Annotated in this window: 9 protein-coding genes; 8 read left to right on the top strand and 1 reads right to left on the bottom strand. The window is 46.4% G+C overall.

Annotated features, from left to right (window positions below):
* Positions 1-369: 369 nt before the first annotated feature.
* A complete protein-coding gene (locus EV211_RS10045) occupies positions 370-1,740 on the bottom strand; it encodes a sigma-54 interaction domain-containing protein (protein ID WP_133529301.1) in 1,371 nt (456 codons plus the stop codon).
* 363 nt (positions 1,741-2,103) lie between these two features.
* Here EV211_RS10045 and EV211_RS10040 point away from each other — a divergent pair, with 363 nt between their 5' ends.
* The 8 genes from EV211_RS10040 (at position 2,104) to EV211_RS10005 (ending at position 8,465) form a co-directional block, all read left to right on the top strand.
* Positions 2,104-2,946 (top strand): BKACE family enzyme, encoded by an 843-nt coding sequence (locus EV211_RS10040; RefSeq protein WP_133529300.1) that lies wholly within the window; start codon positions 2,104-2,106, stop codon positions 2,944-2,946.
* Positions 2,947-2,957: 11 nt separating this feature from the next.
* The gene (locus EV211_RS10035) at positions 2,958-3,905 is read left to right on the top strand and encodes a 3-hydroxyacyl-CoA dehydrogenase family protein (RefSeq protein WP_133529299.1); all 948 of its coding nucleotides are present in this window, start codon (positions 2,958-2,960) and stop codon (positions 3,903-3,905) included.
* Positions 3,906-3,955: 50 nt separating this feature from the next.
* Positions 3,956-4,309 (top strand): cupin domain-containing protein, encoded by a 354-nt coding sequence (locus EV211_RS10030; RefSeq protein ID WP_133529298.1) that lies wholly within the window; start codon positions 3,956-3,958, stop codon positions 4,307-4,309.
* Positions 4,310-4,320: 11 nt separating this feature from the next.
* A complete protein-coding gene (locus tag EV211_RS10025) occupies positions 4,321-5,115 on the top strand; it encodes an SDR family NAD(P)-dependent oxidoreductase (RefSeq protein WP_133529297.1) in 795 nt (264 codons plus the stop codon).
* Between the two features lie 142 nt (positions 5,116-5,257).
* Positions 5,258-6,268: a cyclase family protein gene (locus EV211_RS10020; RefSeq protein ID WP_133529296.1), complete on the top strand. Its 1,011-nt coding sequence runs from the start codon at positions 5,258-5,260 to the stop codon at positions 6,266-6,268.
* A 687-nt stretch (positions 6,269-6,955) separates the two neighbouring features.
* Entirely contained in the window at positions 6,956-7,507 is a 552-nt protein-coding gene (locus EV211_RS10015) for an RNA polymerase sigma factor (RefSeq protein WP_166635442.1), read from the top strand.
* Positions 7,500-8,186 carry a DUF4367 domain-containing protein gene (locus tag EV211_RS10010; protein WP_133529294.1) on the top strand — a complete coding sequence of 229 codons (687 nt, stop codon included), beginning with the start codon at positions 7,500-7,502 and terminating at the stop codon, positions 8,184-8,186. The genes EV211_RS10015 and EV211_RS10010 overlap by 8 nt, the downstream gene beginning before the upstream one ends.
* Before the next feature lie 96 nt (positions 8,187-8,282).
* Positions 8,283-8,465: a hypothetical protein gene (locus EV211_RS10005; RefSeq protein WP_133529293.1), complete on the top strand. Its 183-nt coding sequence runs from the start codon at positions 8,283-8,285 to the stop codon at positions 8,463-8,465.
* The last annotated feature ends 130 nt before the right edge of the window (positions 8,466-8,595 follow it).

Raw genomic sequence — 8,595 nt, 5'->3', positions numbered from 1 at the left:
ATTGCCTGCTATTCACAACTATATACCTCCCGCTCTGGAAGATATTATATATCGTGGCAAATAGCTACTCAATGTGCCTATGTTTTGATGCTTACTTATTCGGCCTCTCTAGGCAGAAAATCCACATGCTTTCAGAGTGGAGAGCTGGCTTTTAGCCGGATAAGTAACTTTGAATTAGTTTAATAATAACTGATAAACAATATTTTACAATAAATGGAAGCAAAATACAAGAAGAAAAGTAAATAAATGTAAATATTTGCGCATAAAAAATCCTTTGTTGCATGTGCATTGCGAAAGTTCTGCCTGGGGCGGCGGAAAACAGCGTTTTGGGTGAAAACATGTCGCCGCCCCGGCCGCGCCCGGCCGCAGCTATTCAACCCCCAGCCGCTTGCACTTCTTAATAAGCGTCGAGTGGTCTATGCCCAGAGCCTTGGCAGCTTGCCTTTTGCTGCCGTATTTGGCCAGGGCCTCCTGAATCAGCTGGCGCTCCAGAGATTCCGTGGCCGCCTTCAGCGTGCCCGTATTCGGGTTGATGGCCTCTTTTTGTTCAGAAGTCAGGCCCAGGACCCGGGAGACGATTTCGCCGTCAATTACATTGGAGAAATTTATCACCACCATGCGCTCCACGACGTTTTTCAGCTCGCGGATGTTGCCGGGCCAAGGATATTCCAGCATCATGACCATGGCGCCGCGAGTGAGGATGACATTCTTATTATAGCGGTTGTTGTAACGCTTCAGGAAAATTTCCACCAGAGGCTCGATGTCCGCCTGGCGTTCCTTCAGAGGCGCCAGAGTGATAGGAACCACATTCAGACGGTAGTAAAGATCCTCCCGGAAGGTGCCGTCTTTAATGGCCGCCTTCAGATCCTTATTAGTAGAAGCGATGAGGCGGATGTCCAGATTGATCGGCTCTTTGCCGCCGATGCGGAGAACTTCATGGCTCTGGAGAACACGCAGGAGTTTGACCTGCAGATCCAGAGGCATATCGCCGATCTCGTCCAGGAGCACTACGCCGCCGTTGGCGATTTCGAAGAGGCCCGGCTTGCCGCCTTTGCTGGCGCCGGTGAAGGAGCCTTCTTCGTAGCCGAACAACTCCGACTCTAACAAAGTCGAAGGTATGGCGCTGCAGTTGAGTTTGATGAAAGGCTTGCCGTTTCTGTCGCTGGCCATGTAGATGGCGTCGGCGATGATCTCCTTGCCTGTGCCGCTTTCACCGGTGATCAGAACGGTTACGTCGGTTTTGGAAACGGATCTGGCAATAGAAAAAGCCTCCTGCATGCAGCTGCTTTCCGCAACTACATCGCTGTTGACCAGCTGCTGATCGCGCAGATAAGCCAGCTCGATGTTACCTTTGTAATTGTCCTTGCGCAGTTCGGCCAGGTTGTCCTCAAGTTCCTCCAGCCGCTCCATATCCTTCTCCGTAGCAACGGCATATTTGATGTATCCGTTGGAATCGAAGATCGGAATGCCCGTAATGTGGACCTTGGTATTGGTTCTGGTCAGAGTGCCCACGCAGTCAACGCGCTTCTTGGATTTAATAACGTCAGGCAGCACGCCGCCGGAGTACAGGTCCTGTTCATCGTTCAGAATGATGATGTTCTTACCTATGATTTCCTCCCGCGTCAGGTCTCCGAGCTTCAGGTAGGCGTCGTTGACGTAGATGGTGTTGCCGTGGTGATCGGTCACGTACAGGGCGTCTATCATATTGTCGCAGATGCATTTAAAATCTATGTCTTTCATGGCTCTCCTCCGGGTACAAAAAGTAATGTGGTGAATTTTTTCCTAAACTCTATCTATATGGTGACACAATTCACCACTAAATGCAATACCTATCACATAAACCACACATTTTGGCCGGAAAACAAGAAATTGAAAAACCGTGTAACCCTTGCAACGACGGGCCTAAAGCCGACAGGCTGCCTTTTGTTAAAAATTTGGCATAGGTCTTGCTATTACTATTAATGTCTAAAGAACGTAACATCGTCCTCCACAGACAAGATAAGTAAAACCGTGTCGGTCGGGCCAGCACACCTGGCCGATGCGCAACCCCCCCCATTAATGATAAATATAACAATACATATAGAAAACACGGAGGTCTTTAAAATGGCAAAGAAAACAATTATCACTGCGGCTGTGACAGGTGCATGGCCGAAAAAAGAAAACAACCCTAACGTACCTATGACGCCGGAAGAAATCGCTGACGACGTTTACGATTGCTGGAAAGCCGGCGCTGCTGTAGCTCATCTTCACATGAGAGACGACGAGGGCAACGGCACTATGGATGCCAAGAAGTTCCGCAAGACTGTAGAGCTGATCCATTCAAGATATCCTGATTGCGACATTATCCTTAATCTGACAACATCAGGAGACATCTACGCTACAGATGAGACCAGATTGCTTCACGTCAAGAATCTGAAACCGGAGATGGCTTCATATGACTGTGGTTCAATGAACTGGTTGAACATGGGACTTTTCCTCAACTCACCTAAATTCCTGGAGGAATGCGGCAAGCTTTTCCAGGAGACAGGAACAAAGCCTGAGATAGAGGCCTTTGATCCGGGCATGATCGCCAACGCCGCATATTATGTAAAGAAGGGCGTTTTGAAGACACCGCTGCACTTCCAGCTTTGCATGGGATGCGCCAACGGAATCCCGGGATCCCTGAAGAACCTTTTGTTCATGAAAGAGCAGATGGATGCCCTTTGTCCGGGTTCCACATGGTCAGCCTTCGGCGTAGGCCACAGCGCTATGGAAGTTATGTACGCAACTATCGCATTGGGCGGAAATGTCAGAGTCGGCATGGAGGACAACGTTATGTACTCCAAGGGCAAGCTGGCAGAGAGCAATACGCAGTTCGTAGCAAGAGCCAAGAGAGTCATCGAAGAGTTCGGCAATGAAGCCGCGACTCCGGCAGAAGCAAGAGAAATCTTGGGACTTAATAAATAAGAGGTAGACAAATGATCAAGAATATTACAGTATTAGGAGCAGGGACCATGGGTCACGGCATTGCCGAGTTTTTTGCCATGAACGGCTACCCTGTAAATATTTACGAGCCATACGAGCCAATGAGAAAGTCGTGCAAGGACACCGTCAAGGGCGAGCTTGATTTTCTGGCTGAGAATGGCCTTATAACAAAAGCCGACGTGGAGGCCAGCCTCGACAGGATCACTATGTATGAGGACATGGCCGCGGCCGTTAAGGACACTGACTACGTTATCGAGGCCCTGAAAGAGGACCTGGCGCTCAAGCAGGGCATCTTTGCCGACCTTGAGAAAATGACCAAGGCTGACTGCGTATGCGCAAGCAATACTTCATCACTGGCATTGAACAAAATGTTAGAGAAGGTAAGCAAGGAGAAGCAGGGCAAGTGCATGGTATGTCACTGGTATAATCCGCCTCATCTTATGCCGCTGGTTGAACTTTCATACTTCGGCAATATGGACGAGGCCACCTTCAACGAAGTCAGAGAACTTTACAAGAAGGCAGGAAAGCAGACATGCAAGGTCAAGAAGGACGTGCCTGGACTGGTTGCCAACAGGATCCAGCAGGGAGTTGCCAGAGAGGCTTTCTCGCTGATGGAGCAGGGCATCGCAGATCCTGAAGACGTTGAGACCGCATTGAAATTCGGACCTGCATTCAGATATGCAACAACCGGACAGCTGGAAGTAGCTGATATGGGCGGTCTGGACATCTGGTGCACAGTTGGCGACAACCTGCTGTCAGTAATGGACAACAGGACAGAAGCCAACCCTATATTAAGACAGAAAGTGGAAGAAGGAAAGCTGGGAATGAAGAGCGGAGAGGGATTTTTCAAATATCCGCCTGAGCAGGCCCAGGAAATGAAGAACGCCTTCCAGAAGAAGCTGATAATCCAGCTGAAGGCTTCTAAGAATTACATCGACTGATAAATTAGTTTAATACACGTTAATACAATATAGTTTAGGAGGAAATTAAAATGATCAAGAGAACAGTAGCAGACCTGAAGCCGTATGATGCAGCAGGACATTTCAACATGGTAGCTATGAGATATCATGGCAAAGAGGAGACTGGAGCAACTAAGTTCTGGATCGGTAAATCCACATTCCTGCCGGGTGGCGGCGCAGAGTGGGCTTATGAAGACAATCCGCTGGAGAAGGTTTACTTCGTTCTGAAGGGCGAAATGACCGTAACAGACAAGGACGGCAAGGAGTATGTCATCCATGCCAACGAGTCGATCTCATTCCCGCCAAACGAAGGAAGAGGACTTGCCAACAAGACTAACGAAGTTGCTGAGATGCTGGTAATAATCAATTATCCAGACGCTAAATAGGAGGCGCAGACATGGTAGACGTATCTAAAGATTTTGTAAATAACATGTTTTCAATAGAGGGCAAAGTAGCACTGGTCACAGGAGCTACAGGAGCTCTGGGCAAAGTAATAGCCAAGGCTTATGGATATGCAGGAGCAAAGGTATTCATGACGGGCAGGAGCGAAGGTAAGCTGAAGGATCTTGAGACTGAATTCAAGGCTGAAGGTATCGACTGTGCATATTACGTTGCTGACCCTGCTGTAGAAGAACAGGTCGACGCGCTGGTCAAGGCTTGCGTCAAGCAGTACGGCGAGGTAAACATCCTTGCTATTGCTCACGGATTCAACAAGCCGCAGAACATCCTGGAGCAGTCAGTTGCTGACTGGCAGTACATTATGGATGCTGACTGCAAGAGCGTTTATATCGTATGCAAGTACGTTTCAGAGCAGATGGTCGCTCAGAAGAAAGGCGGCAAAATCGTCGTTGTTACTTCACAGCGTTCCAAGAGAGGCATGGCTGGATATACTGGTTACTGCACATCCAAAGGTGGCGCAGACCTTATGGTTTCCAGTATGGCATGCGACCTTACTGCCAAGTATGGCATCAATGTCAACTCCATCTGCCCAACAGTATTCAGAAGCGAGCTGACCGAGTGGATGTTCGATCCTGAATCAGAGGTATATAAGAACTTCCTGAAGAGAGAGCCGATAGGTCGCCTCGGCGAGCCATACGACTTCGTTGGATTCACGCTGTTCCTGTCGTCAGCAGCATCGGACTTTATGACGGGCGGGAATTATGATTGTTCTGGAGGGTACTTAACCTGCTAACTTGTCTTTTACGCCCGTAGCTGTGTTGGCTGCGTCGCCTTGCGATACTCGCGTACGAGAGGTACGCTCCGTTTCTCAGCGACTTGCCGCCTTGCTACGAACGTTTAAAATTGAAACACGAAATTAATAAGGAGAAATAATAATGGGAAAAACAGTATATGTAGATCTGGCGCATCCATTCAGCGCTGAAATTCCAAGATGGCCATACTTTGATAAACCGGAAATCACCAATGCCCACACTATGGCAAAGGGTGGAGTCCTGACATCTAAGATCACCTGCACTATGCATACGGGCACGCATTGCGACGCGCCTAGACATGTCATGGAGTATGAGTTCGACGGAAGAAGAGCTCGTTACACTCACGAGATGCCAGTAGATGCTTACACAGGAGACGCTATCGTCCTCAAACTCGATGTAGAGCCTTGGACTCTTATTACAGATAAGCATCTGGATGCGGCTTGCGAGGCTTGCGGATTCGATCCGAAAGACCTGGAAGGAAAGGTACTTTGCCTGAATACAGGAATGCATCGTCTATTTGATGATTCCAAGGCTTATTACCATTATTCCATCGGTACTGGTATCGATGCCGGCAAATGGTTCGTTAAGCATAAGGTTAAGTGCGTAGCTATGGACAGCCAGGCTCTGGATCATCCGCTACACACAGCAATGGGCAACAACGGCATGACCAGAATGAACCTTCTGGGAGCTACCGGCAGACCTATTACAGAAGAATATAAGGAACTCTTTGGCGAGGAAGCTTACGCTGAATTCGACAAGGAAGAATACATCAGGATCCATGGACAGGCAGCTTACGATGAGAAATTCGGCGAGCTGGAAAACATCGGAATCTGGGGCACATGGGAACCATGCCACAAAGAAATGCTCGGACATGGCATAGTAGGTGTTGAGAATCTTGGCGGAGACCTTGATAAGATCCCGGCAGGCAAGGTATTCACATTCCTTTGCTTCCCACTCAGATGGTACATGGGCGACGGCTCTATGGCTCGTTGCGCAGCACAGATCGATGAAGACCTGCTGTTAGATGTACCTGATCGTACATACGCTTATGGCGGAACAGGCTTTGGCACAGCTGAAGGCAACGGAGACAGCTGCCTTGAGTATATACAGAAGTTGTTTAAGAGAAACAAATAGTTGATTCATCCATCGGCCCCGATTGCAGAGATTAGCTCCTGCGGTCGGGGCTGTTTCTATTCGACCCGCAAGTATGATTCGACCCGCAAGAATCATTCGACCCGCAAGAATCAGTCTGAAAAGCCCTGGAAATTGTACTGCGCACGTATTGGGCTGATATCCAGGACGATAGTGCGAATTTATTATTATTGTAAACCAAATTCGCACTTATTGACCGATCCAAAGAGGTCAAGGTGCGCGGAAATGGGCATATTATCCTTAATTGACATTTATTGGTAGTATATCAAGTCTGATACGCACTTCTTATCCTTTAATATCGCCTATAAGTGCGCAGCTAATCGTTGAAATTTCAATACGCGCACCTCCATGCCCTGAGGAAGCCTGATACGTGCGGAAATCAATTTGGAAATCTCTAAATCGCACCTTTGTTCCTCAATACAGGGTAATCCGTGCGGGCGCGCACGTATACGACCTGATTATCAATAAATAGTGCGCGGCCCAGGATTATGGGTACATACCATACATATCATACTTTGATAAGTTTCTTTTGCAAACTGGAAGTTAGTTTTGCAATCGACCCAAATAAATACCAATAATTACCATATTATGCGAAAACCTTGAAAAGGTGTTAAATTTGCATTACAAAAACCTTGAAATGGTGTAAGAATTATGTCAAGGGAGTCAATAATGTTACAGATATTTTTACAGATCGTAGATACACCGGAGGAGAAGAGCAAATTCGAGGAGCTATACTATCAATACAAGCGCCTTATGTTTTATGTTGCGAAAAAAATCCTTAAAGAAGAAAACCTGGCGGAAGACGCAGTAAATGAGGCTTTTTTGACCATCGCGAAAAATTTTTCAAAAATAAATGAAATTTTTTGTCCACAAACGCGGAGTTTTGTAGTTATTATAGTTAGGAACACTTCGCTTAACATGTTAAAGAAGATGCAGGATGACCTCGGATATGAAGATGATGCCGGAAGCGAAGAGTGCGGCAGATTCTACTCGCCTGAGGAAATGGGCGATGTATTTGAGCATGTCAATTACGGTATGCTCGTGGACGAGATCGAAAACCTGCCGGAAAAATATCGCGATGTGCTGCACCTTTTGTGCGTGGAAGAGTACAGATACGTAGAGATAGCCACGGTGCTGGACATTTCTGTTGCAGCCGCACAGAAAAGGGCCCAGCGTGGCCGCGAGATTCTGATCGAAAGGATAGGTGAGCGGCATGACTAAATTAAAAGAGGCTTTGATAGATGCTTACGATAGCGAGATGGCGGGACTCGAGGCCGAGGCTTCAACTGCCCCGGAGCATGTTTTTTCTGCTGAATTCGAGCACAAAATGAAGGCTGCGTTCAAGATTGCGGAGCGTCGTTATGTTCACGTGGGACGCATAAGAATGCGCCGTGCTGTAATGCTGGCAGTGATTGTCGCGCTGCTGGTCGCCACGACACTTGCGACCATCGCCGTAGCAAAGCCGGGGTTATATTATAGAATCATTAAAAATAGCACGAACTGGGAATTTCTTTACGACAATACGAATCAGGATAATAGTACGGAGAAAATTGAAGCAATTACACCTGACACTCCGGAAGGCTATAGATTGAGTAGCCAGAAAAAGACGGATCAGGATTACTATTTGACATACATCAATAGCAATGATAAAAAGGTCACTATTACATATAGCCAGGAAACTGTAAGTGACAATGGTATTGATCATTTGGATTCGGAAAATAATATCCATAAAACGAGGATAGATGGATATGAAGCGATTGAGTTTTATAAGAAAGGTACATATTGCATTTACTGGAACGACAATAAGTACGTTTATACCCTGCTTGGAAATTGCGATCACTCGACATTGAAAAACCTTGTCATGTCAGTGATAAATCAGTTTGACAAAAAAACAAAATAAAAACAAAAAAAGATGTCCGCAAATCGCCTTCCGGATTGTTTATATGTATGAGAGGTAAAATTACCGACTCAAATATTAAAAAAGGAGATAATGTAAATGGATAAGGATGTAAGAAAACTACTTAAAGCAATTGCACTATCGCAATTTGCAATCATAATCATGATTTTAATATTAGTATTTTATTTTGATGTTGGGAGATTCTCATGGTTGGTGGCAATGTTCACTCTATCCTGTTGCTGTTTATTTGGTTCATGCTCAATGATAAGAAGAAAGCGCTGAACCCGGCATCCAGTAAAGTATAGCATTTCAATGTAATGATAGTGTAAAATAGTTGTTGGTAATATAGATAATAGAATAGAGATCAGTTTCTGTGTTAAAATAGAATTCTAAACAAACAAACAACAGAAAG

Origin of the sequence: Aminicella lysinilytica, assembly GCF_004362975.1 — a bacterium.
Classification (GTDB): Bacteria; Bacillota; Clostridia; order Peptostreptococcales; family Anaerovoracaceae; genus Aminicella; species Aminicella lysinilytica.
Note: the sequence above shows the minus strand (reverse complement) of the source record. Positions and strands in the feature narration are given on the sequence as shown.